Raw genomic sequence first — 26,635 nt, 5'->3', positions numbered from 1 at the left:
CGAAGTCGTCTGGCACGTTTCCGGATCGATGCTGGCCCTGCAATCCTCTGCATGGGAGGTTGATCGTCCCGCGCCTGCCCTTGTCGGGTGCCCTGCCTATCGCACCCGGTTCAGCGCGTCGCGGATGGTGGCGACAATCGTGCCGATCTGTGCGCGCTCCACGATCAGGGGCGGAGAAAGGGCGATGATGTCACCGGTCACGCGGATCAGCAGGCCTTGCTGGAAGCAATCAACGAACACGTCATAGGCGCGGGCCGCCGGCGCCCCGTCGCGGGATGCCAGTTCGATGCCGGCGACCAGGCCGATGGTTCGGATGTCGGTCACATGGGCCGCATCGCGCAGCGACAGCATGGCCTGGCGCCATTCCGTTTCCAGTTCGCCACCACGGACCAGCAGCCCTTCACGCTCATAGATGTCCAGCACCGCCATGCCGGCGGCACAGGCCGCCGGATGGCCGGAATAAGTGTAGCCGTGGAACAGCTCGATCAGGTTCTCCGGGCCTGTCATCAGCGCATCCTGGACGTGCCGGGCGCAGAAAACGGCCCCCATGGGGATGGCACCGTTGGTCAGCCCCTTGGCTGTCGTGATCAGGTCGGGCGTGACGCCGAAATAGCCGGCGGCGAACGGGGTGCCCAGCCGGCCAAAGCCGGTGATCACCTCGTCGAAGATCAGCAGGATGCCGTGACGGGTCGCAATCTCCCGCAGCCGTTCCAGATAGCCCCGGGGCGGCAGCAGCACGCCTGTCGATCCCGCCACGGGCTCCACGATCACGGCGGCGATGGTTTCCGCCCCGTGCAACTGCACCAGCCGTTCCAGATCGTCGGCCAGTTCCGCCCCATGTTCAGGCAGGCCCTGACAGAACCGGTTGCGGGCGGGGTCGTGGGTGTGGCGCAGATGGTCGCTGCCGGGCAGGCCGATGAAGGTGCGGCGGTTGTTGAGGATGCCGCCTACCGACACCCCGCCGAATCCGACACCGTGATAGCCGCGTTCACGCCCGATAAGGCGGGTGCGGGTGCCCTGGCCGATGGCGCGTTGATAGGCCAGGGCGATCTTCAGCGCGGTGTCCACCGATTCCGAGCCCGAACCGGTGAAGAATATCCGGTCCAGCCCCGGCGGGGCGATCCTTCCCAGCCGTTCGGCAAACTGAAAGGCCAGCGGATGGCCCATCTGGAAGGATGGCGCGTAATCCATATCCCGCAACTGGTCGGCCACGGCGGTTGCGATCTCCCGGCGTCCATGCCCGGCATTGACGCACCAGAGCCCGGCCGTGCCGTCCAGCACCTGCCTTCCATCGTCGCTGGTATAGTACATGCCTTCCGCCCTGGTCAGCAGGCGGGGGGCCGCCTTGAACTGACGGTTGGCCGTGAAGGGCATCCAGTATTCATCGAGCGACAGCGTATTGGCCGGAGATTGCATGGGACCGTACCTTGGCAATGGTTCCACGACAGTAGAATGGACCGGCATCCCGCCGACAAGATGTAATACCGATTTGCGGTGAGTTGAACTCATCGCAAATCGGTTGGCGTGTTTACCGCTCACGCGCCCATGCGCGCGTGGGCAAAGCCGCCGGATGGCGACGCCCGACGGATCGGGCTGCATTGATCAGGACCATAGGTGCTGATCAATGCAGATACGGATAAAGGTGGGGAAGGGCCGTCGTGCGATCGTCCGGCCCTGTTTCCGCCATGCCCGTCATTGCGGGAAATGTTCGACATGGGTTTCGGCCGTGCGGCCGTAATAGACGACGCGCCGGCCACAGAAGGACACCATGTAACCGGCGCAGCCCGCGGCTGCAACCTTGTCGCAGAACCCGTGGTAGGTGTAGCCGGGCCCGCCCGCCTGCGCTTCCTGCACGGCTGCTTCCACCTTGTCGGCCCGGAAAAGTGGGGCGATATCGGTCCGGCCCTGGCCGGACGGCAGCACGATATGGTTGCCGCACGGCAGGTGATAGGTGCTGGTCCCGCACCGGTAATCGACATGGTAGCCTTCAAAGCCGGCATCCATCAGCATGCCGACAATGCCGGGAAAATCCATCGTGCCGTCATGGGCTGCTGCAAGGCACCGGCGGGCAATATCAATCCGTTCCGCGTCCATCGCGGTTCTCCTTATCCGAAGGGTGGGTCGAGGTCGGGGGGAAGGGAAGGGTCAGGTCAAGGGCGGGTCGTTCAGGCCCCGCGCCTGTGCAATCTTCTTCAGCGCCTGTTCCAGCCGGCTGCGGTCTTCGGCGCAGAGGCAGCCGAAAATCGCGGCCTCATTTTCATCCGCCAGCCGGGCCAGCATGGGAACGAGCCCCAGGCCGGCCGATGACAGGGACAGGCTGTGCGCACGGCCGTCACGCGGGTCGTCCGCCCGTGCAACCAGACCCTTGGCCATCAGCCGGTCTGCCAGCTTGCTGATGGCGCCCCGCGTCATGCCCAACCGTTCGGCCAGCCGGCTGGGCGCCAACGGGTCGGTTCCGTACAATTCACGCAGCACGACCCATTCGGCCACCGTCACGCCTTCCCCCTCCAGCCGGCGGGAGAAGCTGTGGGAAACATGGTTGGACACCATGCGCAGCCAGAAGCCGAGATGATCCGTCAGCTCTGCGACCTGTTGGGGACGGGACATGGGGGCGCTCCATTTGTTGACTAGGAAACTATGTGAATTTAGTTTCCTAGTCAATTATATATCCGGGGCTTGTCCGTCTTGGAAATGTGTCAGCGCCGTCGCGGCGTCAGATAGGTGCGGGCCAGGACCAGGGGCGCCGCGGAGACGGTCAAAAGCCCGCACCAGGCGACGCTGCCGGTTGCGGCCCCCCACGCGACCGCGGCAGCGATCCAGGAGCCGACCAGAAGCAGGGTGCCGGCCAGTTGCAGCCGGCGCCGCGCGGATGGCGTGGGATCACGGCCCCGCAGCCAATGGTGATGATCCGGCATGGCCAGCGCCAGGGCGGCGAATCCGGCCAGTGCCAGCAACCAGGATAGAAGGCTCATTCTCCGGCCACGGCCAAGGCCGTCCCTTTCGATGCGCGCGGCGTGCGGGCCGTGGCGCGTGGTTTATGGCAGTACACTTTCCAGGCGATGGCGGCCAGCGACAGGGCCAGGCCCCACAGCGTGACGTCGGTCCAGAATCGCGTTGTGTCTCCGTGCAGCACATGCTGCCACAGGCCGTTGCCGGTTATCTGGTCGTAAAGCGGCAGGCCCAGCAGCATGACGGCGCACAGGGTGAACTGTTCGACCCAGCCCCGCTTGGGCGGCCGCATGAAGGCATGGACGATGCATAGTCCCCAGGCGATGAACATCGCGTTCACCTCTGCGTGCCAGCGGCCTTCCAGGCCCACCGGCAGCAGGCGGTTGGCCCAGAACATGGCCACCATGCCCACGGGCAGGCCGGCAACCGTGGCGACATTCAGCCGTTCCACCAGCCGGAAGCCGAAGTGGGGCCGGCCGGGGTCGGGCAGTTTTTCCCGCCGCTTGGCGGTCCACATCACCAGGCCTGTGGCAACCATGGCGGTGCCGGCCAGGCCCGACAGGAAATAGAGCCAGCGGACGGTCGTGGGGGCGAAGCGGCCGGCATGCAGCCCGACCATGGCGTCGCGGGTGGCGATGCCGGCACCGCTGTGCGGCGGCCTGGCCAGCATCTGACCCGTCACGCCGTCGAAAGTGATGGTCTGTGAACGGTCCAGGACCCTGTCACCCAGATGCCGGCTGATCTGCACGCGGGCCGCGGCGTCGCCGGGGTTGCTGATGCGGACGCCGCCGACGGTTCCGCCCTGCCACAGGGCGCGGGCCTGTTCCAGCATGGGGGCGATGGGGGCCTGCGGGGTCGGTGTCGCGGCATAGCTCGCCGGTGGCAATTGCGGCTGCGTTGCTGCGAAGAATTCAGCGCTGTCGTTGAAATTGGCCAGCATGCCCCAGGGCATGTACAGCGCCATCAGCGTGACCAGCCCCGTATAGGTGATCATCAGGTGGAAGGGCAGAGCCAGCACGGCCGTCGCATTGTGCCCGTCCAGCCAACTGCGCTGACCCTTGCCGGGGCGGAAGGTGAAGAAATCGCGGAAGATTTTCTTGTGCGTGATGATGCCCGTGACGATGGCCACCAGCATGAACATGGAGCAGAAGCCCACAAACCAGCGTGCCCACAGCACAGGCATGTAGTGCAGATCGAAATGCAGGCGGTAGAAGAAGTCGCCGCCGCGCGTTTCCCGCACCTCAACCGGCCTGCCATCATTGCCCAGCCACAGGCTGTTCGTGGCGTCGGGCCAGCGAAAGCGGATGCGCTCCCCCGGCTTGGCCCTTTCCGCCCAGACGAGCTGTGTGCCGCTGCCGCGCGAACCGGGAGGAATGATGGTCCAGCTTGCGGCATCCGGTGCCTTGGCCGACAGCGCGGCCAGGGCACTTTCCATCATTCGCGTCTCGTCGGCCGGGGTGATGATCGTGGCGGCAGCCGGCAGTTCGGGGCGCATCCAGTGACTGATCTCCTCGCGCCAGAAGGCAGCGGTACCGTTGATGAAGATCAGGAACAGCACCCAGCCGACCACCAGCCCGGTCCAGGTGTGCAGCGATGATTGAGTCTGGCGGAAACCCTTCATGCGGGCCATCCGAACCGGATGGAGAGCCATGCCGCCATGCCCGTGGACAGCGCCAGCCCCACGACCCAGCCCATGGCGGCCAGGGCGTTGCGGGCGGCAAACACCCAGACCACGATCGCCGTCATCACGGCGAAGGACAGGGTGGTCGCCATGAAGGTGGCCTCCACGGGGGGAACTGGCAGCAGCCGCGCCAGCAGTGCCGTGACCGTGCTGGCCAGCCCATAGCCGCCGACTGTGGCCGTCACGATGCGGACCGGCACGTCCCAGGCGGGCCGCCTTGGTGCAAAGGCCCGACGGGGCGGCGGTGTGGCTATTCTTGACACGGGAACTTTGACCATCAATGGGAGAGGATGAGAATAACTCGCATATGCAATTGAGTGTACGCTGTCAAGCACCTGCGTGGATGGAGTGGTGGACTGATGCCACAGGCTGCGGGATTATTCGATTGGGCCGGAACAGCCTGATCAATGACCTGATCCGTCATGGATTTCGATATTGGAAACATTCGATATTGGAAACAGCGGGAGAGGCGCTGGACCCGTCGAATTTCATCCCCTGGAGAAACTATCCGGATGATCGACCAAGCAGCCTTATCCAGTCGAGTTACCACTGTCAAGTTACGCGCCGGACGCGACTGCGACATACCGCCGCATCCTGTGATCGTCCCGTCAAAGTCTAGGCCGCCTCTTGGTCCACATTTGAAAAATTAGCTGACAGATTGCTCCCTATGGCAGACGCGCTCCGGATGGCTGCGGAGGGTGAATATCAGTACTGTCGAATATACTGATATGGATGAAAACGCCTTGTCTCTCCGTATGATGCATTCTCCACAAGCTCTCTGCCACCCTGTATCAAAAGGCGTGGACGCAAGTTTCTGTCGGATTTGGTTCTTGGTTCGGCCCGTTTGCATAATTTAGCCATATTCCGAAGACCGAGGTGATTTATTTAATTAAGGAGGAAAATTTTTTTAAAAAACCTAAGTTAATAATTTTATTTATTCAATAAACTTCCGGTTATTATCGGAATATATAAGTATATATTTATTATACGAAAGATACAAATTGCCCACTGGTCAGTCCGGTGGAATGGAGTCAGTAGTTTTTCGCAGAAATCATTCGGCTGGGGCTGGCCATGACTCATGTGGCGAAATCGGATATGCGCCCTTCATCCCGGGCGTGGCGTGTAAATCCATACATACTTTTGTCTAGCATCACCATAAATCTGCTGTCCTTGTCCATGCCGGTTGCGATATTGTAGGTATATGATCGCGTGATTCCCAATCATGCGGCTGACACGATGTCTGTTCTTGCAATCGGTGTCGTTGTTGCACTGATTCTAGACTTTTGCTTGCGGCTGTTACGTCAGCGTATTTTCGGCGCTCTTGGGGCAAAATTCGAAGCCGGGGAGAATATACGCGCCGTCTCTCATATGATGGATGCGGATCTCCGGACGTTCCAATCACATTCATCGGGCGCCCATATGGAGTTTCTCGGCTCCATTGCCACTTTGCGTGATTTCGCCTCCGGGCAGATCATGATCAGCCTGTATGATATTCCGTTCATCGCGATATATCTGGCGCTGATATTCTATATCGGGGGGCCGCTGGTCCTGATCCCCATCGTGGGGGTGGCATTCCTGTGCATCACGGCTGTGCCTGCGCTGCGTCATGCCCGTGATGCCCTGTCGCGCATCACGAAGGTGGAGGACAGGCGGCTGAGTTTCGTGATCAGCCTGTTGACGGGCATCCAGTCGGTCAAGGCCATGGCACTGGAACAACCCCTGCTGCGCCGGTACGAGAACCTGCAGGAGAGCCGGCTTGAAGAACACCGTGCCGCTGAGCTGTCGGCGCAGCACCTGGCCGAACAGGGCCAGTTCACCGTGCAGTTCGCCAGCCTGCTGACGGTTGGGTTCGGCAGTCTGCTGGTGCTGAACGGCAACCTATCCGTTGGTGCTTTATCTGCCTGCATGTTGCTGGTCGGGCGTTCGCTGGCCCCGATGCAGAGCATCATGCAGTTCTGGTCGCGCCTGCAATCGGCTTCCATCGCCCGCGATCAGTTGAACCAGATCTATGCCATGCCCAAGGCGGAGATGGCAGGCGGTGTGGAGGATGCAACCCTGACCGAACCGCACCTGGTCCTGGAAAACGTGCATTTCGGTTTCAAGTCCGATGATGATCTTCTGGCCGGGATCGATCTGGATATCCGCCGGGGAGAGATCATTGCCCTGGTGGGCGCCAACGGCAGCGGCAAGAGCACCTTGTTGTCCATCGCTGCGGGCTTCTACCAGCCGACGCAGGGGCGGGTGCTTCTGGATGGACGCGAATTGTCGGCCTATACGCCGGACAGTCTGCGTCAGGCCATCGCCCTGCTGCCCCAGCATGAAATCCTGTTTCGCGGCACGATTACCGAGAACATCACCATGTTCCGGCCGGAAATGGAAGATGCAGCCCTGGCCGCCGCGGAGCGGGTGGGCATATCCGAACTGATCCACGCCCTGCCGCACGGCTTCTCCACCTTTGTCGGTGACGGTGCCACCGAGCCGCTGCCCCGCGGGCTGGCCCAGCGTATCGCCGTGGCCCGCGCCCTGATGAACCGGCCGCGCATCGTCCTGTTCGACGATGCCAGTTCCGCCGTGGATGACGAGGGTGACCGCTGCCTGTTCACCCTGCTGAACGAGGTGCGCGGCGACTGCATCATCATCCTGGTCAGCCACCGGCCCGCGTCCTTGAAACTGGCCGATCGCATCTACAGCCTTGCCGACGGCAAGCTCGACCTGACGCAGGAGTTCCTGGCATGACCCTGTCCCTGGAGGCCGGGGTTGCCCGGTCGCAAGACATTTCCGTTAATAACCCCGCACGGTCGACGGATGCGGCCGGCAACGACATAAATGCGAAGCTGGAGCCGCTGGGCCTGCTGCTGCGGCAACTCGGCTGGCCGATGACGCAGCGTCAGATGCTGGAAGCCATGCCTGCCGCGTGCGGGCCCGATCCGGTCGCCGATCTGCGCGACCTGCTGGGCCGCCTTGGTTTTGCCGCGTCGGTGCAGGCGCAGGACGCCTTTTCCGTCCCGGCGCTGCGCCGGCTTTACGATGCCGGGCGTGAGCGTCGCCTGCCGCTGCTTTACCTGCCGGCACAGGGCGCGCCCCTGCTGGTGGAACCCAAGGGCAGCCGTCTGACATAATCAGGCCCCAGCCCGGTGGTGTTGCCTATCGCTCCGAACAGGGTGAGGGGCTTGGCCCCGGCGTGGCCATCTCGATCACCCCGGCCGCCTCCCAGTCATCGGGTGGGGAGAAACAGCCCTGGTTGCGGGGGCGGCTGGCGGAAGGGGCGCCGCTGGTGCTGGTCTCGCTGCTGCTGACCCTGCTCGCCAATATGCTGGCGCTCGCCAATCCGCTGTTCGTGATGGCCGTCTATGACAAGGTGATCGCCGCCAACCAGCCTGACCTGCTGATCATGCTGGGGGTTGGCGCCATCGGCGCCTGCCTGCTGGAACTGGCCATCCGCCGTGCGCGCACCCGCACCATGGCCCATGCCGGCGCCCGGCTGGGATATCTGGTCGGCAACGCTGTCCTGGGCCGGTTGCTGAACCTGCCCAGTGCCATGACGGAACGGGTCAGCATCGCGGCCCAGCTTGCCCGGGTGCGTGACATCGACCGGGTGCGCGACCTGCTGACCGGTCCGCTGGCCCAGGCCTGTCTGGACCTGCCTTTCATGCTGCTGTTCATCGGTGCCATCTTCGTGATGGGTGGATGGCTGGGGCTGGTGCCGTTGCTGGGCGTGGGCGTCTATGCGCTGGTGGGCATTGTGGCGAATGCCGTGATCCAGCGCCGTGTCACCCGGTCGGCCCATGCCAATGCCCGCCGTCAGGAACTGGCGCTGGAGATCATCGAAAGGATGCGTGCCATCCGTATCCTAGGCGACCTGGATATCTGGCGCCACCGGTACGAGAATGTGGTCCGCGATGCCGCGCGCGCCAACCTTCGTTATTCCCAGGCATCGGCCACGGTCGGCACGATCAGCGTGGCGCTGGGCACCCTGACAGCATTGGCCACCCTGCTGACCGGCATCCATCAGGTGCTGACGGGGGTGCTGACCACCGGCGGCCTGATCGCGTCCATGATGCTGGTCTGGCGCATGCTTGGTCCTTTGCAGGCGGCCTTTACGGCCAGCGCGCGGGTGACGCAGCTCCGCTCCTCCATGAAGCAGATCGAATCCCTGATGGCCACGCCGCCGGAGCGGTCGGAGGCCGCCCGCCCCAATCGCGCCGGAGAGATCCAGGGCCGGGTGACCTTCAGCCGCGTCACCTTCCGCTATGGCCGGGAGAGCGAGCCGGTGCTGGCCAATCTCTCCTTCGAGGTCGCCCCGCGTGAAGTGGTGGCCCTGGTCGGCCGGTGCGGCGGGGGTAAGTCCACCGTGCTGAAGCTGATTAGCGGTCTTTACGCGGCCCAGGGTGGTTCGGTGCGTATCGACGGGCGGGATATCCGCCAGTTCGATCCGGTACAGCTTCGCCGCTCCATCGCTTTCGTCACCCAGGTGCCGCAGTTCTTCCAGGGCACGCTGGCCGACAATCTGCGTCTGACTGCGCCCACGGCCAGCGACAATGAACTGATCGACGCGCTGGACCGTGCCGGTGCCATCGATGCCGTGCGTCGGCTGAAGGACGGGCTGGAAACCCGCTTCGACCTGCATGAGAAGCCGTTGCCGACGGCCGTCCTGGCCCGCCTTGCCCTGGCGCGCGCCTATCTGCGCAATGCCCCGCTGGTGTTGCTGGATGAACCGATCAGCGGCTTCGATTTCGAGGGCGAGTTCGCCTTCATGTCCGCGATCGAGGCGCTGCGCCAGCAGGCGACCGTCTTCTTCGCCACCCATCGCCGCAGCCATCTCGGGATCGCCGACAAGGTGCTCATCCTGGAGAACGGCACCACCCGCTATTTCGGCACCGCGGACAAGGTCCGGGACCGTATTCCGAAGGGGATGATCTGATGCGTTCCGCCCTGTCCTTTTCCTCGCCCCCGGGCTTTTCCGCCCAGCCCTCCTTCGCCACCGACGAACTGGTGGAGGATCCCGGCGTGCGCCCGCTGACGCGCGCCGCCATCCTGCTGGCCGGTGCCAGTGTGGCAGCCTTCATCGCCTGGGCGGCCTTCACGCCTGTGCAGGAAGTGGCAGTCTCCTTCGGGGAGATCGTGCCGGCCGGCGCCGTCCAGACGGTGCAGCACCTGGAGGGCGGCATCGTGGCCGAGATGCTGGTCAAGCCCGGCGAACTGGTCGAGGCCGGCCAGCCGCTGGTGCGGTTCGAAGGGGCCGCCACCCAGTCCAGCCGTGACCAGATGCTGGTCCGCCAGCTTGCCCTGCGAGCCCAGGCCGAACGGCTTGCCGCCTTTGCCGATGGTCGCGCGGCCGATTTTTCCGCCTTTGCCGGGCAGCCCGAACTGGTTGTGGAAAATGAGCGGCTGTTGGGCAGCCAGTTGGAGGCGCGGGAGAGCCAGCGCCAGGTCCTGGCCGATCAGGCGCAGGAACTGCGTTCCGTGCTGCAATCGAGCCAGGCCCAGCTTGCCAGCATCAATACCAATCTGGGCTTTATCGACAGCAAGGTGGCCATGCGGGCCGACCTTGTGGAGAAGGGCCTGAATTCCCGCCTGATGCTGATCGAAGCAGAGCGCGAGCGGGCGGCGGCCATGTCCGAACGCCAGCGGCTGGAAGGCGTCATCGCTTCCACGCGCAGCAACCTGAACGGTAATGCCTCGCGCCTGGCCGAACTGGACACCCGGCTGCGGCAGGAAACGCTCGATAAGCTGGGCGTGGTGAACGCCGAGCTGGCGGAACTGGCCAAGGCGTTGGACGGGCAGGAAGATCGGGTGGAACGCCTGGTCTCCACCGCGCCGATGCGCGGCATCGTGCAGGAGATGCCCGTGAAGACCATTGGCGGTGTCATCTCGCCCGGCGGCGTGGTTGCCCGGCTCGTCCCCGTTGATGACGAACTGGTGGCCGAGGTCCGCGTCTCTCCGCGCGATATCGGCTTCGTGAAGGTGGGCCAGACGGTGAAGGTCAAGATCCAGGCTTTCGACTATACCCGGTTCGGCCGCGTGGACGGGACGCTGGAAAGCGTGTCGCCCACGACCTTTCTTGATGAACAGAAGCAACCTTATTACCAGGCCAGGGTGAAACTGGCCGCCAACCATGTCGGAAGCCAGGAGATGCATCACGTCCTGGTCCCCGGCATGACGGTGCAAGCCGATATCACGACGGGCGAGAAATCACTGATCCAATATCTGCTGAAGCCGATTTACACGACGGTTGATGGTGCGTTCCGCGAACGCTGATCCGCCTTCCTTTTTTAAAAACCAAAACCAGCTTCCGCCCACCATCCATTTGGCTGGAGAACCGCCATGGCCGCTCCCATCGGTGACAAGACCGCTCCCATCGCTAAGGCCCCCGTCATCCGCGACAGCGTCGCCGATGCGCCCGACCGGCCGCTGAAGGCCCTGGAACGTCCCGCGGCCGAGGCCGTGCGTCCCAACGAACCGGGCAACGCCTATCTGGGCACCGTTCATTACGGCAGCCAGCAGGAAGGCGGTACGGGCGAGACCTTCACCACGGCCACCGGCGGAACAGGCGACAACGGGCTCCCCTTGCCCGCCCACCAGACACCGGCCGGCCCGGTCCGCGCCCTTGATCGGGAAATCGACGGTGCGGGCCAGATCGTGCCTGCGCAGGAGATACAGGGCACAGCCACTGGTTCGGGCATCGCTGTTTCGGGTACGGAAATGGTTGCCGGCGATACGGCAGGGATCATGGCGGCGCCCGACCCGACCCAGATCGCCTCCGCCGCGACCAGCCCCGCCACGGCCTACGCCGCCCCCGGCATCTCTCCTGCCAGCGCCCCCAACCCCACCGCCCGCTCCAACGCCGACATCTCCGATCCGAGCACCGGCACAGGTGACACGGGCGGTACCGGCACGACGCCGACGGATCCGAGCACCGGCACGGGTGGCACGGGCGGTACCGGCACAACCCCGACGGACCCGAGCACGGGCACAGGTGACACGGGCGGCACTGGCACGTCTCCGACGGACCCGAGCACGGGTACGGGTGGCACGGGTGGTACCGGCACGACGCCGACCGACCCGAGCGCGGGCACGGGTGACACGGGCGGTACCGGCACGTCTCCGACGGACCCGAGCACCGGCACGGGTGACACGGGTGGTACCGGCACGTCTCCGACCGACCCGAGCACCGGCACAGGTGACACGGGCGGTACCGGCACAACCCCGACGGACCCGAGCACGGGCACGGGCGGCACGGGCGGTACCGGCACGACCCCGACGGACCCGAGCACGGGCACGGGTGACACGGGTGGTACCGGCACGACCCCGACCGATCCGAGCACGGGCACAGGCGGCACGGGCGGTACCGGCACGTCTCCGACGGACCCGAGCACGGGCACGGGTGACACGGGTGGTACCGGCACGACCCCGACCGATCCGAGCACGGGCACAGGCGGCACGGGCGGTACCGGCACGTCTCCGACGGACCCGAGCACGGGCACGGGTAACACGGGCGGCACTGGCACGTCTCCGACCGATCCGAGCACCGGCACAGGTGACACGGGCGGTACCGGCACGTCTCCGACGGACCCGAGCACGGGCACGGGTGATACGGGTGGTACCGGCACGACGCCGACGGACCCGAGCGTGGGCACGGGTGACACGGGTGGTACCGGCACGACGCCGACCGATCCGAGCACAGGCACAGGTGACACGGGTGGTACCGGCACGACCCCGACGGACCCGAGCACGGGCACAGGCGGCACGGGTGGTACCGGCACGTCTCCGACGGACCCGAGCACGGGTACGGGTGATACACAAGTCCATGTCGAATTGACGTTGACACCGGCCCTGGGGCTGGAGGATCAGCCGATCGGCCTGTCGATCGCGGCGGGCCTGGTGGGGGCGGCCCCGGGGGAGATGCTGTCCATCACCCTGTCGGGCCTGCCGGCGGGTGCCAGCCTGTCGGCGGGGACGGATCATCATGACGGGACCTGGAGCCTGGTGGCGGCCGACCTTGCCGGCCTGACGCTGACGCCGCCGGCGGATTATCACGGGACGCTGTCGCTGACGGTGACGGCGACGGCCAGCCTTGACGGCCAGTCCGTCAGCACATCGGGCAGCCTGTCGGTGACGGTGGCGCCGGTGGCGGACCTGCCCAGCCTGGTGCTGCTGCCGGCCCTGGGGCTGGAGGATCAGCCGATCGGCCTGTCGATCGCGGCGGGCCTGGCGGGGGCGGCCCCGGGGGAGATGCTGTCCATCACCCTGTCGGGCCTGCCGGCGGGTGCCAGCCTGTCGGCGGGGACGGATCATCATGACGGGACCTGGAGCCTGGTGGCGGCCGACCTTGCCGGCCTGACGCTGACGCCGCCGGCGGATTACAGCGGAACGATCAATCTTTCCGTCAGGGCCACGGCCCATGTCGGGTCCACGGCCGTCAGTGCCAACGGCAGCCTGGCTGTAACGGTGGCACCGGTGGCTGATGCGCCCTTGCTGGCGGTGTTGCCGGCCAGCGGCCTGGAAGATCAGCCGATCACGCTGAATATCCTGGGTCGGCTGCAGGACCAGGATGGGTCGGAAACATTGAGTTACATCGTGTCGGGCCTGCCCGTGGGGGCGAGCCTGTCGGCAGGTGTGCTGGTGCCCGGTGTCGGCTATCTGGTGCAGCCGGCGCAGTTGGCAGGCCTGACCGTTACGCCGCCGGCCAATTACAGTGGCAGTTTCAACCTGACCGTGGCAGCAACGGCGGCGGAGGGGCTGGGTGGTGTGGCCACCACGGTGGCGACATTGCCGGTCACCGTGGCCGGCGTCGCCGATATCCCCACCCTTGTCGCGCTGCCGGCGGCAGGATTGGCCAATAGCCCCATTCCGCTGGTGGTGGCACCCGTGCTGAATGATCTGGACGGGTCGGAACAGCTTTCAATTACGATCACCGGTGTTCCGTCGGGTGGGGTGCTGAACCATGGCACACTGGCCGCGATCGCGGCGGATGGCAGCACGAGCTGGTCGCTGTCCCCGGGCCAGTTGGTCGGCCTGACCCTGACCCCGCCGCATAATTACAGCGGCATCCTGGATCTGACTGTGCGCGCCACGGCCACGGAGACGTCGGGTGGAAGCCAGGCCAGCGCCACGAGCCATATTGCCGTGACGGTTGCTCCGGGCCTGGGGCTGCCCGATCTTGGCCATTCAGACCTGTCGGTCAGTCTTGGGGCGGCCATCGGCATCGAGGGGCAGGCGCTGCCGCTCAACCTTTTGACGGGCTTGTCCACCGTGGCCCTGGCGGCGGATGTCAACACGGTTCTCGTCTCCGGCCTGCCGGCCGGTGCCACGTTGAACCATGGTGCCCTGCAGGCGAATGGTTCGTACCTGTTGACCTTGGCCGACTTGACGGGGTTGACCCTGACGCCACCGGCAAATTTCAGCCAGAACTTCAATCTGGCCGTTTCCTTCGGTGTTGGCCAGGGGGCCGGGGCCCTGACGGTCAATGGCAGTCTTGCGGTCCAGATGACGGGGATGGCCGATGCACCCACGCTGCTGGTCAGCAATATCGCCGGGGCCTATCACAGCCCCATTCCGCTGACCATTGTGGGGGCGCTGACCGATCTGACCGGGGCGGAGAGCCTGTCCTACGTGCTGTCCGGTATTCCCAATGGAGCGCGCCTGTCGGCCGGGGTGAATAATGGCAATGGTTCCTGGACGGTTCAGCCCGGCCAGTTGGCGGGCCTGACCATCACGCCGCCGCTGAGTTTCAGCGGCAGCCTGCCGATCACGGTCACGGCGCAGTCCCAGACGGCGGACGGTTCCATGGCTTCGCTGTCGAAGGTCCTGACGGTGACGGTGGCGTCGGAAGTGCTGCCGGTTCTGACGGGCCTGTTGCTGAACCCGGTCAAGGGGTTGGAGGACAGTGCCATCACGATCGGCACCAGCCTGGTGAGCCTCAACCTGCTGGGCGCGCTCAGCATCACCATCGGCGGGGTTCCGGCGGGGGCGACCCTGTCGGCCGGCACCAAGAATGGTGACGGCACCTGGACCGTGAGCCAGGGCCTGCTGTCCACCCTGAAGATCACGCCGCCGGCCAATGACAGCAGTGATTTCCAGCTTGGTATCTCGGTCAAGGTGTTGGGCATCACCACGCAGATCGGCCTGCTGAATGTCAATGTGGAAGGGGTGGCGGACCTTCCGACCGTGACCTTCTCCGCCCCCGTCGGGGTGGAGGATCAGCCGCTGGCCCTGTCCATCGGCGGGGTGCTGGGAGATCTGGACGGGTCGGAGGTGCTGTCCTTCGTCGTCAAGGGCCTGCCGGCCGGTGCCAGCCTTTCCGCCGGCAGCTATAACGCGGCCACCGGCGACTGGGTGCTTTCCGCTGCACAGGTTGTCGGGCTGAAGCTCAATCCGCCCGCCAATTTCAGTGGCACGCTGAACTTCCAGGTCGGCGGCGTTGCGTCGGAACTGGAAGGCAATTTCAACCTCAATCTCCGGAATGTCTCGGTTACCATCGCGCCTGTCACCGATACGCCGATCCTGACCCTGGCCAAGGCGGCCGGCAACGAGGACAACGCCATCGCCCTGAATATCGGCCTGGCCCTTGGCGACAAGGACGGATCGGAAAGCTTTACCAGCATCCAGGTCACGGGCGTGCCCGCGGGGGCGACGCTGAACCATGGAACCAACCTGGGGAATGGGGTCTGGTCGCTGACCATGGCGGACCTGTCCGGCCTGACCGTGACCCCGCCGGCCCATTTCTCTGGCACCCTGACATTGGGCGTATCCGCCACGGCACAAGACGGCACGGCCACCCCCGTCACGGTCAGCGGCAATCTGTCGGTCGCCGTGGCCGGCGTTGCCGATACGCCCAGCCTGAATGTCGGCGCGCTGACGGTTCAGTCCGGAGCCAGCGTGGCGCTGGGGATCAACAGCGCCCTGATCGATACCAGCGGATCGGAGCAATTGTCCGTCACGATCGGCAATCTGCCGGCGGGGGCGGTACTGTCGGCCGGCCAGAACAATGGTGACGGCACCTGGACCGTATCCGCGGGGCAGCTTGCGGGACTGCGCCTGACCCTGCCGCAGGGGCTGTCGGGTGATGTGAACCTGTCGGTCACGGCGCTGGCCTTGGAAACCCAGACCGGATCGCAGGCTCATGCCAGTTCCACCCTGACCCTGCATGTGCAGCCGCAGATGCCCGCGCTGCATCTGGCAGCCCTGGACGTTACGGTGCAGGAAGATGGGGTTGTGCCGCTCGACCTTCGTGTCGTGACGGACAATGCCGCCTTGTCCGGGGCCGTGACCGTCACCGTCACGGGCGTGCCCGATGGGGGCAGCCTGTCGGCCGGCACCAACCTGGGTCATGGAACCTGGTCGCTGACCGCGGCCCAGCTTGTCGGGCTGACCCTGAGGCCGCCGGCCAACAGCGACGCCGATTTCAACCTGGGCATCACGGCCCGCGTCACGGGGCCGGGCGGCGTCGAGGGCAGTGTCGGCGGACAGGTCCATGTCACCGTCACGGCCGTTGCCGATATGCCGACATTGCATGTGTCCGGTGCCGTCGGCCTGTCCGGGGCCGGTATTCCGCTGGATATCCAGTCGGTATTGACCGATCTGGACGGTTCGGAGACGTTGCATGTCACTGTGGCCGGCCTGCCGGCAGGGGCACGGCTGTCCGCCGGCACGGACAACCATGACGGTTCCTGGACCCTGGCGCCGGCGGATCTGGTGAACCTGTCGCTGCATGCCCCTGATGGCAGCAGTGGCGGACTGGGCCTGACCGTCACGGCCACCGCACGGGAGGCGGCCGGCGGCAGCGCGGCCCTGTCGGCCAACCTGCACGTGTCCCTTTCCGCGGCCGATGGGGCCCTGGCCGGTGACCTGCTGGTGGCCGGCGGGCTCAACCTGTCGCTGCTGGGCGGGCAGACCGTCTCGCGCGCCATCATCACCCTGGACCCGCTGGATTTCCATGATGGTGATGGCCTGTATCTGGCCGGCCTGCAGCTTGAAACCCTGCCGGATGGCCGTGTGCTGATCGCCAGCACCAATATCGAGGTGCTGGGCGGCGGTTTCGATGAGACCCATCATGCGCTGATCCTGTCGGGAACGGCGGATGTGTCGGTCTACCAGTCGGTACTGCGCAGTCTCAGCCTTGATGCGGGTGCGGACAGCGGTGTCCGCCACATCAGCATCGACCTTTATGATCAGGCGGGCGCCACCATTCCGGCGGGCCATTATGACACGAGTTGGAACATCGATAATGATGGCGGCCTGGGCATTCCCCTCGGCATGTTGTCGGCCCCGCTGTTCGATGGTGGTGCGGGTTTGGATGGCCTGGGTAATGACGGTCTGCCCTTGGTCGATCCTTTCGGGCATGATAGCGGCAGTTCCACGGTTGATGTCACGAACGACCCGCTCCACCCCCTCGACCATACCGGGACCTGATATGGATAATCCGATACATGTTCTGGTTGTCGATGACGACGCGCTGATGCGGAAACTGCTGACGGCACTGATCGGCCAGCATGATTTCCGCGTCAGCCTGGCCCATGACGGGCTCTCCGCCCTGGAGGCCCTGCGCAGCGGGGAGGAGATCGACCTGGTCATCAGCGATTGGGAGATGCCGGGCATCACCGGGGTCGAACTGTGCCGTGAATTGCGGGCGATGAACCTGCCGCACTATGTTCATTTCATCCTGCTGACGGCGCGGCAAGGGGCGGCGGATTTCAGCGCAGCCATGGCGGCCGGTGCCGATGATTTCCTGCTGAAACCGATCAGTCCCCCCATCCTGAAGGCGCGGCTGGAGGTGGTGAAACGGCTGCTGGAGCTGCAGCAGCGGCTGCGGCGCAAGAACCGTCTGCTGGCGGAAGCGAACGAGCAGATCAAGACCGCCTATGCCCGCCTGCAGGAGGATATGGAAGCGGCGGCCGTGGCGCAGCGCTGTCTTCTGCCGGAGCCGATCAAGGATATGGGGCCCTTGCGCTTCGCATCCTTCATGCTGCCGTCCACCTTCGTTTCGGGGGACATGTACAATTACCTGGAACTGCCGGATGGCTCCGTCGCGTTCTACATGGTGGACGTGGCGGGCCATGGGGCCCGTGCGGCCCTGCTGTCGGTCACCTTGAACCATTTGCTGGATGTGGCGGCCTTCGTTCCCCATGCGGAACGGTCTGGCCCCGCGCCGGAACGGATCATATCCGAGTTGAACCGGCGCTTTGCCCGCGTCGATGCCGGGATGCCCGACTATTTCACCATGATCTGCGGCATCATCAGTCCGGGCGGCGACAGCATGACCTTCTGCCAGGCCGGCCATCCCAGCCCCATTATCATCGATCCGGGCAAGCCGATCCGGGCGGCCGGGGATGGCGGTTTTCCCGTCGGGTTGATGGCGGACGGGGATTACCTGTCTGTCACCGTTCCTCTGGCGCCGGGAACCCGCGTCGTCCTCTATTCGGACGGCATGACGGAATGTGCCCGACCCGATGGCGAGCAATTCGGGGAGGAGCGGTTGCATATCCTTCTTGATAGTTCAAGGGACGCGCCGCTCGCTGATTTGGATGCTATTCTTTGCGGAGCCCTGACGAAATGGCAGGGCAGTGAGCGTTTCGAGGATGATGTCAGTATCCTTGCCTTCGAAGTCGTCTCAGGGCGTTGAGGGAGAATATGATCAATATCCGACATGAAGGTGCCATTCCGATCGTGACCGTCACGGTGCCGCGCATCGATGCCGCGGTTGCCGTCCGTTTCCGTCAGCAGTTCCTGTCCGAATTTTCTGCGCCGGGCGAGCGTATCATCATCGATGTCGCGCCCGTGGCCTTCATCGATTCGAGCGGCCTGGGCGCGCTCATCTCCATCATCAAGGCGTTGAACCTGAAGCAGCGGCCGGCCATTTGCGGCCTGCAGAAATCGGTTCAGACCATGTTCGCGCTGACCCGCATGGACAAGGTCTTCGCCATCCATCCCGATACCGAAAGTGCGATCGCCACCCTTGGCCAATGAGCGGTGCCATGAGCAACGAGCCTGCTCTTCATGTCACGGTGCCCGCCAGTCTTGATCAGGTTTCGTGGTTGACACGGCTGCTGCGGGCCGCGACTTCGAATATATTGCGCGATGACGAGTTCATATTGTTCGAGATCGGTGTTGTCGAAATCGTCAACAACATCATTGAGCATGCATTCGATACCCGGACAGGCACGCTGGACGTGACCTGTGCCCTGGAAGGCGCGCGCGTCCGGCTGCTGATCAGCGATGCCGGTCAGGCGATGCCCGACGGTATCCAATCCATTTTCGACGCGCTGGACGATGAGGTGGACGAAGATGCCGTTTCCGGGCGCGGCCTCCGGATCATCAAGAAATGCTTCGAGCATGTCGCCTTCTACCGGCAGGACGGGCTCAACAAGGTCATGGTGACCTACAGCGGCAGCGGCGCCCCTGTAATGGCCATGTGATCCACAAAGGACGCCCAACGGGCATTCGGTCCCGGCGAGCAATGCTCCCGGGACCGGAATTGCCTTTGCTGACCACCGTTCCGAGCGGTTCCTTTCCGCCATCCCATCTTTGTCCTTGGCATCGGGCCATTGGGAGCGCTAACAATTGCGCGCCGGTTTTGCGTGTCGGTTTCGTTCGCGCAGGCGCGACCGGGCCGGCCACCGGTCGCATGGCCGGCGGGGGCAAAGGCGGGAAGAACCCGCCCGAGATGGAGGTTCAGGAAGATGATTAATGGCAGCATCCTGATCGGCGCGGGTGAACGCCGGGGGCAGACAAGCTATGAGGCGGTGGAGGCGGCGACGGGGGCAACCCTGGATCCCGGCTTCTGGGACGCCGATCCTGGCCATGTGGATGAAGCATGTGCCCTGGCGGCGGCGGCCTTACCCGTCTTTTCCACCCTGGCCCCCGAGGTGCGGGCTGCGTTCATGGAGGATGTGGCCGCGCGTATCCTGGATATCGGCGATGCATTGATCACGCGCGCCATGGCGGAAACCGGTCTGCCCCGCGCGCGGCTGGAGGGGGAACGGGGCCGCACGGTCGGCCAACTCCGTCTTTTCGCTGCCACGGTGCGCCGGGGCGACTGGCTGGACGTGACCATCGACCCTGCGCAGCCCGACCGCCAGCCGCTGCCGCGTCCCGACCTGCGCCGCATGAACCAGCCCGTCGGCCCCGTCGCCGTGTTCGGTGCCAGTAATTTCCCCTTGGCTTTTTCCGTTGCCGGGGGGGATACGGCGTCGGCCCTCGCCGCCGGTTGTCCTGTCGTGGTGAAGGGCCATCGCGCCCATCCCGGCACCGGCGAACTGGTCGCGCGCGCGATCCAGGCGGCCGTGTCCGCCGCCGGCCTGCCAGAGGGCGTATTCTCCTATCTGCCCGGCACCCGGCGGGTGCTGGGGGAGGCGCTGGTCGCCGACCCGCGGATCAAGGCCGTCGGCTTCACGGGGTCGCGTACCGGGGGCCTGGCGCTGGCTGCCATTGCCAATGGCCGGCCGGAACCCATCCCCGTCTATGCGGAGATGAGCAGCATCAACCCCGTGCTGCTTCTGCCCGCCGCCCTTGCTGACCGTGGCAGGGATCTGGCAGCCGCATTCGTGCAATCGCTGACCATGGGGGCCGGCCAGTTCTGCACCAATCCGGGTCTGGTCCTGGCCGTGGAGGGGCAGGGGGCGGAGGATTTCATCGCTGCCGCGGCCAGCCACCTGTCGGCTGTCGCCGCCCAGGTGATGCTGACGCCGGGCATCTGCTCCAGCTATTGCGAGGGGATGGAAACGCTGTCGGGCCGGCCGGGCGTGCAGCGCGTGGCAACCGGACAGGCGGCGGCGGGCACGACCCAGGGCCGCGCCGCGCTGTTCCGCACGGATGCAACCCATTTCCTGGCCGATCCCGTCATGGGGCACGAGGTGTTCGGCGCCTCGTCCCTGGTCATCGTCTGTCGTGACGGCACGGAACTGCGCCAGGTCCTCCTGGCGTTGGAGGGCCAGTTGACGGCCACCATCCACATGGATGAGGCTGACCGGTCCGTGGCGGCCGAGTTACTCCCCCTGCTGGCTGTCAAGGCGGGCCGTGTATTGGCCAACGGCTGGCCGACGGGGGTGGAGGTCTGCCACGCCATGGTGCATGGCGGCCCGTTCCCGGCCACCAGCGATGTTCGCTCCACCTCTGTCGGCACGCTGGCCATGGCGCGTTTCCTGCGGCCTGTCTGTTACCAGAACCTGCCCGATGCGCTGTTGCCGCCGGCCTTGCAGGCCGCAAATCCCTGGCAATTGAACCGCCGCATCGATGGTGTGCTGACGCTGGCCGGCGCCTGACGGTCCGGTTCTGAAGGCACGGTTCCATATGCCCGGCATCGTTCCTTTCGAGGATGGCGCCGGGCTTCTCTTCACGTCAGCGGATCATTTTATGACACCGGTGTCTTGACGCGCATGCGGCGGATGGTTATGGTAACGCTATCAGTGGCGCAGCAGTCGTCATGGGAAATGGGGAAGAAAATGCAGCCTTCGGCAGAATTATCCGGGCACCAATAGGCCTGCGGCGCACGCAATTATCCTTGGCGATGCATCACGATCCGCAAAGCATCAGGATTTTTTTGCTGCCATCTCCGCATCGGCCGTAGTGGATATTGTGCATCGTCATGCGCGATGAATCCGCTTCTCTCGCTTTATTTCCCCTGCATTCCGAAGCCGGCGCGGTCCGGCCGTCACCCACCCAGCCGAGGAAGAGAACGCGCGATGACCGATCTGTCCCGCCGCAATGCCATGGGCCTGGCCCTTATCGGGGGTGCGGGTACGCTGGCGGCCACCATGCCGGCTTTGGGATCAACGCCCGACAGGGCCGCCGGGGCCTGCCCGACAGGGGCCGCCAAACCGCTGGCCTGGGCGCGCGGGCTGGACAACCAGCGCAAGCCCGACCTTGGGGACGGACGTTTCCTGAACCCCCTGATGTCGGGCGACCATCCCGACCCGACCATACTGAAGGACGGGCAGGATTATTATATGACCTTCTCCACCTTCGACAGTTATCCGGGGCTGGTCATCTGGCATTCGCGCGACATGATCAACTGGCGCCCCGTGACGGCGGCGCTGACCCGGAATATCGGGTCGGTGTGGGCACCGGAACTGACCAAGCATGGTGGCCGCTATTTCCTCTATATCCCCGTCAAGGGCAAGCCCGACGGCACTTATGTCATCTGGGCCGATCGGATCGAGGGGCCCTGGAGTGATCCGGAATATCTGGGCCTGCCGGGCCATATCGATCCCGGCCATGCCGTGGGAGAGGATGGGTCGCGCTGGCTGTTCCTGTCCAGGGGCGATCGTATCCGGCTGTCCGAAGATGGCCTGTCCACGGTCGGGGAGCCGGAGCATGTCTATGACCCCTGGCGCTATCCTGAGGACTGGATTGTCGAGGGCTTCGCCCCGGAAGGTCCGAAGATCACGCGCCGTGGCGATTATTTCTATCTGATCACGGCCGTGGGCGGCACGGCCGGTCCGCCGACGGGCCATATGGTGATCGCGGCCCGGTCGAAATCCATCCATGGGCCGTGGGAGGACTGTCCCCATAACCCGCTGGTCCGCACCGTGGATGCGTCGGAACATTGGTGGTCGCGCGGCCATGCCACGCTGGTGGAGGGGCCGGCGGGGGATTGGTGGGCCGTCTATCACGGCTATGAGAACGGCTTCTGGACCCTGGGGCGCCAGGCCTTGCTGGACCCTGTGGAATGGACCGATGATGGCTGGTTCCGCATGAAGGGCGGGGATCTGTCCCGGCCCCTCGCGGCCCCTGGCGGTGGCCGGCCCGGGCCGCACGGCATGGCGCTGTCGGATGATTTCGAAAGCCTGGCGCTGGGCACAAAATGGAATTTCTTCAAGCCCGCCGCAGATGAGGCTGCCCGTGCGCGCGTGGCGGGCGGGGCGTTGCATCTTGTGGCACGCGGAGTGGCGCCGGCAAATTCGTCACCGCTTTTGCTGGTGGCAGGGGACAATGCCTACCGGTTCGAATGCGATATCGAAATTGAAGCGGGGGGTGTCGCCGGGCTCGTGCTGTTCTATGACCAATCGCTCTATTGCGGGCTGGGCTTTGATGCGGAACGGTTCGTGACGCACCAGTACGGGATCGAGCGTGGACGTCCAGCCAACCCGCATGGGCGGCGCATGCGGCTCCGGGTGACCAACGACCGCCACATCGTCACCTACGACACCAGTGGGGACGGCGGGCAGAGCTGGAAACGGTTCGATCGCGGGATGGAGGTCTCCGGCTATCACCACAATGTGCGGGGCGGCTTCCTGATGCTGCGTCCCGGCCTCTATTCGGCCGGGACCGGTACCGCCCGCTTTTCCGGCTTCACCTACCGGGCGCTTTGATGCAGATGGCGGTGGTCGGCCGGGGAGGTGGCCACCCCGGCGCCGGGGATGTCGCAGGTCGTCCGTCGGAACCCGGTACCCCTCCCGCCGGCATCATTCCGCAGCGGCCGACGGCGCGGCGGTGCCGCGCGACCGGTGGAGGCGGGCCAGCAGCCGGGTCCGCTGCGCGTCCGCCTTGGCCATCGCCTCTTCCTTGACGGGGCCGAAGCCGCGGATGTCGGCCGGCAGCAGGGCCAGTTCCAGGGCCGTGTCGATCGTGGCCGGGGTCAGATGCCCGACCATGCCCCGTATCATGGCTTCGTACTGCGCCGCCAGTTGCCGCTCGGCCTTGCGCTCGGCCGTGTGGCCGAACGGGTCCAGCCAATGGCCGCGCAGGCGCTTGCCTCTGGCCAGCAGGCGCAGCAGCGTGAAGACCCAGGGGCCGAACCGGCGCTTGGCGGGCCGGCCTGTGCGCGGGTCGGTGCGCGACAGCAATGGCGGGGCCAGCCAGACGGAAAGGCGCTTGTGGCCGGAGAACTGGGCCGACAGGGTGGCCTTGAAGGCGGGGTCGGTGTAAAGCCGGGCCACCTCGTACTCATCCTTGTAGGCCATCACCCGGTATCCCTGGCTGGCCACGGCGCGGATGAAGTCCGCACCCCGTTCGCCCAGCCCGCGCGCTGCCGCCCGCGCATTCTCCACCATGGAAAGGTAACGGTCGGCATAGGCCTGGTCCTGATAGGCGACAAGGTCGGCCGCCCGCCGCTCGATCAGGGCTTCCAGGGCTTCCGGCGCCTGGATGGCGGGCTTCGTGATGCCGGCCATGGCTTCCGCCGCTGCCATGTCCACGGCCGCCAGCCGGCCCCAGTCGAAGGCGCGCAGGTTCATCTCCACGGCGGCGCCATTGGCCTTGATGGCTCCCCGCAGCGCATCGGCGGACAGGGGAACCAGCCCCTTCTGCCAGGCATAGCCCAGCAGCAGCGTGTTGGCCGCAACCCCATCGCCGAACAGCCCCTCCGCCAGGGCCGTGGCCCGCAGACGATCAATGGCACCATCCACACGCCGGGTCAGACGGTCGATCATGGCCGATGCCGGCAGATTGGCGTCGCGGTCGGTGACGATGTCGGCCGTGGGCGCGACATCCTCGTTCAGGATGATGTGCGAGCGTCCGTGCCCCAGCTTGGCCTGGGCATCGGCACCGGCGGCCACGACCAGATCGGTGCCCAGCATCAGGTCGATTTCACCCGCCCCGATGCGCACGGCATGGATAGGCCGGCCAGCCGGGGCCATGCGCACCTGGCTGACCACGGCGCCATTCTTCTGCGCCAGGCCCGTGAAGTCCAGCACGGTCGCCTCGCGTCCGTCCAGATGTGCCGCGGTTCCCAGCAGCGCCCCCACGGTCAGCACCCCCAACCCCCCGATGCCCGCGACATAGATGTTGTAGGGCGCATCGATGGCGGGCAGTGTGGGGGCGGGCACGGTGGCGAAGCGGGCGGCCTCCATCTCCTTCACCCGGTTCCCGTCGGGTTTGCGCAGGATGGCGCCATCGACCTCCACGAAACTGGGGCAGAAGCCCTTCAGGCAGGAGAAATCCTTGTTGCAGGCCGATTGGTTGATGCGTCGCTTCGTGCCCAGCGGGGTTTCCAGCGGTTCCACAGCGATGCAGTTGGACTGGACCGAGCAATCGCCGCAGCCCTCGCAGACGCGCGGGTTGATGAACAGACGTTGCGGCGGATCGGGAAACTCCTTGCGCTTGCGCCGCCGGCGCTTCTCCGCGGCACAGGTCTGCTCGTAAAGGATGGCGGAAACGCCGGGGACGGTCCGCAATTGCCGTTGTACGGCATCCAACTCGTCGCGATGATGCAGGTTGACGCCGGGCGGCAGGCCTGTGCGCCATTTGTCCGGGTCATCGCTCACCAGGCGGATATCGCCCACGCCCTCGGCAGCCAACTGGCGCAGGATGCGCTGCGGGTCGGGCGCACCTTCCGCCGGCTGGCCGCCTGTCATGGCGACAGCGTCGTTGTAGAGGATCTTGAAGGTGATGTTGGTGCCGGCCGCGATGGCGGCGCGGATCGCCAGAAGGCCTGAATGCTGATAGGTGCCGTCTCCCAGATTCTGGAAGATGTGGCCGGTTTGCGAGAAGGGGGCCGCCCCCACCCATTGCAGCCCTTCGCCGCCCATCTGGCTGAAGGTTGCCGTTTTCAGCTTGGGTTGCGACAAGGCCATGACATGGCAGCCGATGCCACCGCCGGCAATGGAGCCGTCCGGCGTCCTGGTGGAACTGTTGTGCGGGCAGCCTGAACAGAAGAAGGGCTTGCGCGCCGGAAACGGCACGACGGTGCCCTTCGGTGCGCGCGCTTCCAGAACGGCCAGCCGCTGTGCCAGGCGTGCGGCGGCCGGGCTGCCGCCCAGCCGGGCGACCAGCGCGCCTGCCACCATCAGGGGGGTGAACTCCATGATCGCGGGCAGCAGCGTCGCACCTGTCTCATCGGCCTTGCCCAGGACCAGGGGGCGCCGATCCTGGTTGAAAAGGGCCGTCTTGATCTGGTTTTCAACGATGGGCTGCTTTTCCTCCACCACGAGGATGTTCTCGGCCCCGCCCGCGAAGCCGATCAGGCTGGCGGTGTCCAGCGGCCAGCTCACCGCCACTTTGTAGACGGCGATGCCCAGTTCTGCTGCCTCGCCGGGGCCGATACCCAGATCTTCCAGCGCCTGCATCAGGTCCTGATGTGCCTTGCCGACCGTGACGATGCACAACCGCTTGACCGGTGGATCGATGATGGGGCGGTCCAGCCGGTTGGCGCGGACCCAGGCGATGGCGGCAGGCAGCCGTTCTTCCACCAGCCGCCGTTCCAGCTCCGCGCGCTGCGCCGGCCAGGGGATGGTCGGGTCCCAGTTCAACCCATGCGGCGGCACCGCGCCGTCGGGCCGCGCAAAAGCGGGATAGGGGTCGGGCAGGGGGAAGGACCCGGCACTTTCCACCACCTCCGCGATGGTCTTCATCGCCACCCACAGGCCGGAGAAGCGGGACAGTGCGATGCCGGCCAGGCCCAGCGACAGGATTTCCGACACATTGGCAGGCTGGATCACCGGCATCATCACCGATTGGAAAATGCCGTCCGTTTGATGCGGAAACATGGAGGATTGGGCGGCGTGATCATCGCCGCCCACGGCCAGCACCCCACCCAGGGAAGAGGTGCCGAGGATGTTGGCACTGCGGAACACATCGCCCGTGCGGTCCACACCCGGTCCCTTGCCGTACCAGATGCCGAACACGCCATCGGCCCTGGTGGCGCCATAGGCCTTGTGCATCTGTGCGCCCCACAGGGCCGTGGCGGCCAGATCCTCGTTCAGGCCGGGCTGGAACAGCACGTCATGCGCCGCCAGATGCTTCCTGGCTTTCCAGAGCTGCTGGTCATACGCCCCCAGCGGCGACCCACGGTAGCCGCTGACCAGACCCGCCGTGTCCAGCCCCTGCGCCCGGTCCAGGCGGCGCTGCATCATCGGCAGGCGTACCAGCGCCTGGATGCCGGTCATGAAGGCGGGACCGGTTTCCTGATTATAGATGCTGTCGAGCCCGAAACCCATTGGATCGCTTCCCTGCAAGGCTTTTGCATTTCACGCAAAGCCTATCGGAAGGCGCTTGGTAAGTGTCACCAATCTGGCCTACCGTTAAGCAGAACGGAAGCATGAATGAACTATAAAATTACACTATGGAAAG

General features: G+C 65.4%; 17 protein-coding genes. 10 read left to right on the top strand and 7 right to left on the bottom strand.

Features of this window, described 5'->3' with window-relative positions; genetic code table 11:
* Positions 1 to 96: 96 nt before the first annotated feature.
* The 6 genes from ABC728_RS08190 to ABC728_RS08165 all read right to left on the bottom strand — a co-directional run bounded on the left by ABC728_RS08190 (position 97) and on the right by ABC728_RS08165 (position 4,815).
* Complete coding sequence (locus ABC728_RS08190) at positions 97 to 1,416, bottom strand: aspartate aminotransferase family protein (RefSeq protein ID WP_416621137.1); 1,320 nt, start codon at positions 1,414 to 1,416, stop codon at positions 97 to 99.
* Positions 1,417 to 1,692: 276 nt separating this feature from the next.
* A complete protein-coding gene (locus ABC728_RS08185; protein ID WP_416621136.1) occupies positions 1,693 to 2,094 on the bottom strand; it encodes a DUF1398 domain-containing protein in 402 nt (133 codons plus the stop codon).
* A 51-nt stretch (positions 2,095 to 2,145) separates the two neighbouring features.
* Positions 2,146 to 2,607 carry a MarR family winged helix-turn-helix transcriptional regulator gene (locus tag ABC728_RS08180; protein WP_416621135.1) on the bottom strand — a complete coding sequence of 154 codons (462 nt, stop codon included), beginning with the start codon at positions 2,605 to 2,607 and terminating at the stop codon, positions 2,146 to 2,148.
* Positions 2,608 to 2,696: 89 nt separating this feature from the next.
* Positions 2,697 to 2,972: a DUF3325 domain-containing protein gene (locus ABC728_RS08175; protein WP_416621134.1), complete on the bottom strand. Its 276-nt coding sequence runs from the start codon at positions 2,970 to 2,972 to the stop codon at positions 2,697 to 2,699.
* Positions 2,969 to 4,570 carry a PepSY-associated TM helix domain-containing protein gene (locus ABC728_RS08170; protein WP_416621133.1) on the bottom strand — a complete coding sequence of 534 codons (1,602 nt, stop codon included), beginning with the start codon at positions 4,568 to 4,570 and terminating at the stop codon, positions 2,969 to 2,971. The genes ABC728_RS08175 and ABC728_RS08170 overlap by 4 nt, the downstream gene beginning before the upstream one ends.
* Complete coding sequence (locus tag ABC728_RS08165) at positions 4,567 to 4,815, bottom strand: DUF3649 domain-containing protein (protein ID WP_416621132.1); 249 nt, start codon at positions 4,813 to 4,815, stop codon at positions 4,567 to 4,569. The genes ABC728_RS08170 and ABC728_RS08165 overlap by 4 nt, the downstream gene beginning before the upstream one ends.
* A 1,051-nt stretch (positions 4,816 to 5,866) precedes the next feature.
* Between ABC728_RS08165 and ABC728_RS08160 the strand changes: the two genes are divergently transcribed.
* From ABC728_RS08160 to ABC728_RS08115, 10 genes are all read left to right on the top strand, one after another.
* Complete coding sequence (locus tag ABC728_RS08160; RefSeq protein WP_445376343.1) at positions 5,867 to 7,366, top strand: peptidase domain-containing ABC transporter; 1,500 nt, start codon at positions 5,867 to 5,869, stop codon at positions 7,364 to 7,366.
* Positions 7,363 to 7,749 carry a hypothetical protein gene (locus ABC728_RS08155; protein ID WP_416621130.1) on the top strand — a complete coding sequence of 129 codons (387 nt, stop codon included), beginning with the start codon at positions 7,363 to 7,365 and terminating at the stop codon, positions 7,747 to 7,749. Before ABC728_RS08160 ends, ABC728_RS08155 begins: the two co-directional genes overlap by 4 nt.
* Positions 7,750 to 7,811: 62 nt before the next feature.
* The gene (locus ABC728_RS08150) at positions 7,812 to 9,551 is read left to right on the top strand and encodes a peptidase domain-containing ABC transporter (protein ID WP_416621129.1); all 1,740 of its coding nucleotides are present in this window, start codon (positions 7,812 to 7,814) and stop codon (positions 9,549 to 9,551) included.
* Entirely contained in the window at positions 9,551 to 10,888 is a 1,338-nt protein-coding gene (locus tag ABC728_RS08145; RefSeq protein ID WP_416621128.1) for an HlyD family type I secretion periplasmic adaptor subunit, read from the top strand. The genes ABC728_RS08150 and ABC728_RS08145 overlap by 1 nt, the downstream gene beginning before the upstream one ends.
* Before the next feature lie 66 nt (positions 10,889 to 10,954).
* Complete coding sequence (locus tag ABC728_RS08140) at positions 10,955 to 17,041, top strand: beta strand repeat-containing protein (RefSeq protein WP_445376342.1); 6,087 nt, start codon at positions 10,955 to 10,957, stop codon at positions 17,039 to 17,041.
* A 1-nt stretch (position 17,042) separates the two neighbouring features.
* Complete coding sequence (locus tag ABC728_RS08135) at positions 17,043 to 18,251, top strand: PP2C family protein-serine/threonine phosphatase (protein ID WP_416617945.1); 1,209 nt, start codon at positions 17,043 to 17,045, stop codon at positions 18,249 to 18,251.
* An 8-nt stretch (positions 18,252 to 18,259) separates the two neighbouring features.
* Positions 18,260 to 18,595 carry an STAS domain-containing protein gene (locus ABC728_RS08130; RefSeq protein WP_416617944.1) on the top strand — a complete coding sequence of 112 codons (336 nt, stop codon included), beginning with the start codon at positions 18,260 to 18,262 and terminating at the stop codon, positions 18,593 to 18,595.
* An 8-nt stretch (positions 18,596 to 18,603) separates the two neighbouring features.
* Positions 18,604 to 19,044 carry an ATP-binding protein gene (locus ABC728_RS08125; protein WP_416617943.1) on the top strand — a complete coding sequence of 147 codons (441 nt, stop codon included), beginning with the start codon at positions 18,604 to 18,606 and terminating at the stop codon, positions 19,042 to 19,044.
* A 264-nt stretch (positions 19,045 to 19,308) separates the two neighbouring features.
* A complete protein-coding gene (locus ABC728_RS08120) occupies positions 19,309 to 20,889 on the top strand; it encodes an aldehyde dehydrogenase (NADP(+)) (RefSeq protein ID WP_416617942.1) in 1,581 nt (526 codons plus the stop codon).
* Positions 20,890 to 21,309: 420 nt separating this feature from the next.
* The gene (locus ABC728_RS08115) at positions 21,310 to 22,938 is read left to right on the top strand and encodes a family 43 glycosylhydrolase (RefSeq protein WP_416617941.1); all 1,629 of its coding nucleotides are present in this window, start codon (positions 21,310 to 21,312) and stop codon (positions 22,936 to 22,938) included.
* A gap of 93 nt (positions 22,939 to 23,031) precedes the next feature.
* Here ABC728_RS08115 and ABC728_RS08110 read toward each other — a convergent pair whose 3' ends face one another.
* Positions 23,032 to 26,502 (bottom strand): indolepyruvate ferredoxin oxidoreductase family protein, encoded by a 3,471-nt coding sequence (locus ABC728_RS08110; protein ID WP_416617940.1) that lies wholly within the window; start codon positions 26,500 to 26,502, stop codon positions 23,032 to 23,034.
* Between the last annotated feature and the right edge of the window lie 133 nt (positions 26,503 to 26,635).

The sequence above is a fragment of the Niveispirillum fermenti genome, from assembly GCF_052474395.1.
Note: the sequence above shows the minus strand (reverse complement) of the source record. Positions and strands in the feature narration are given on the sequence as shown.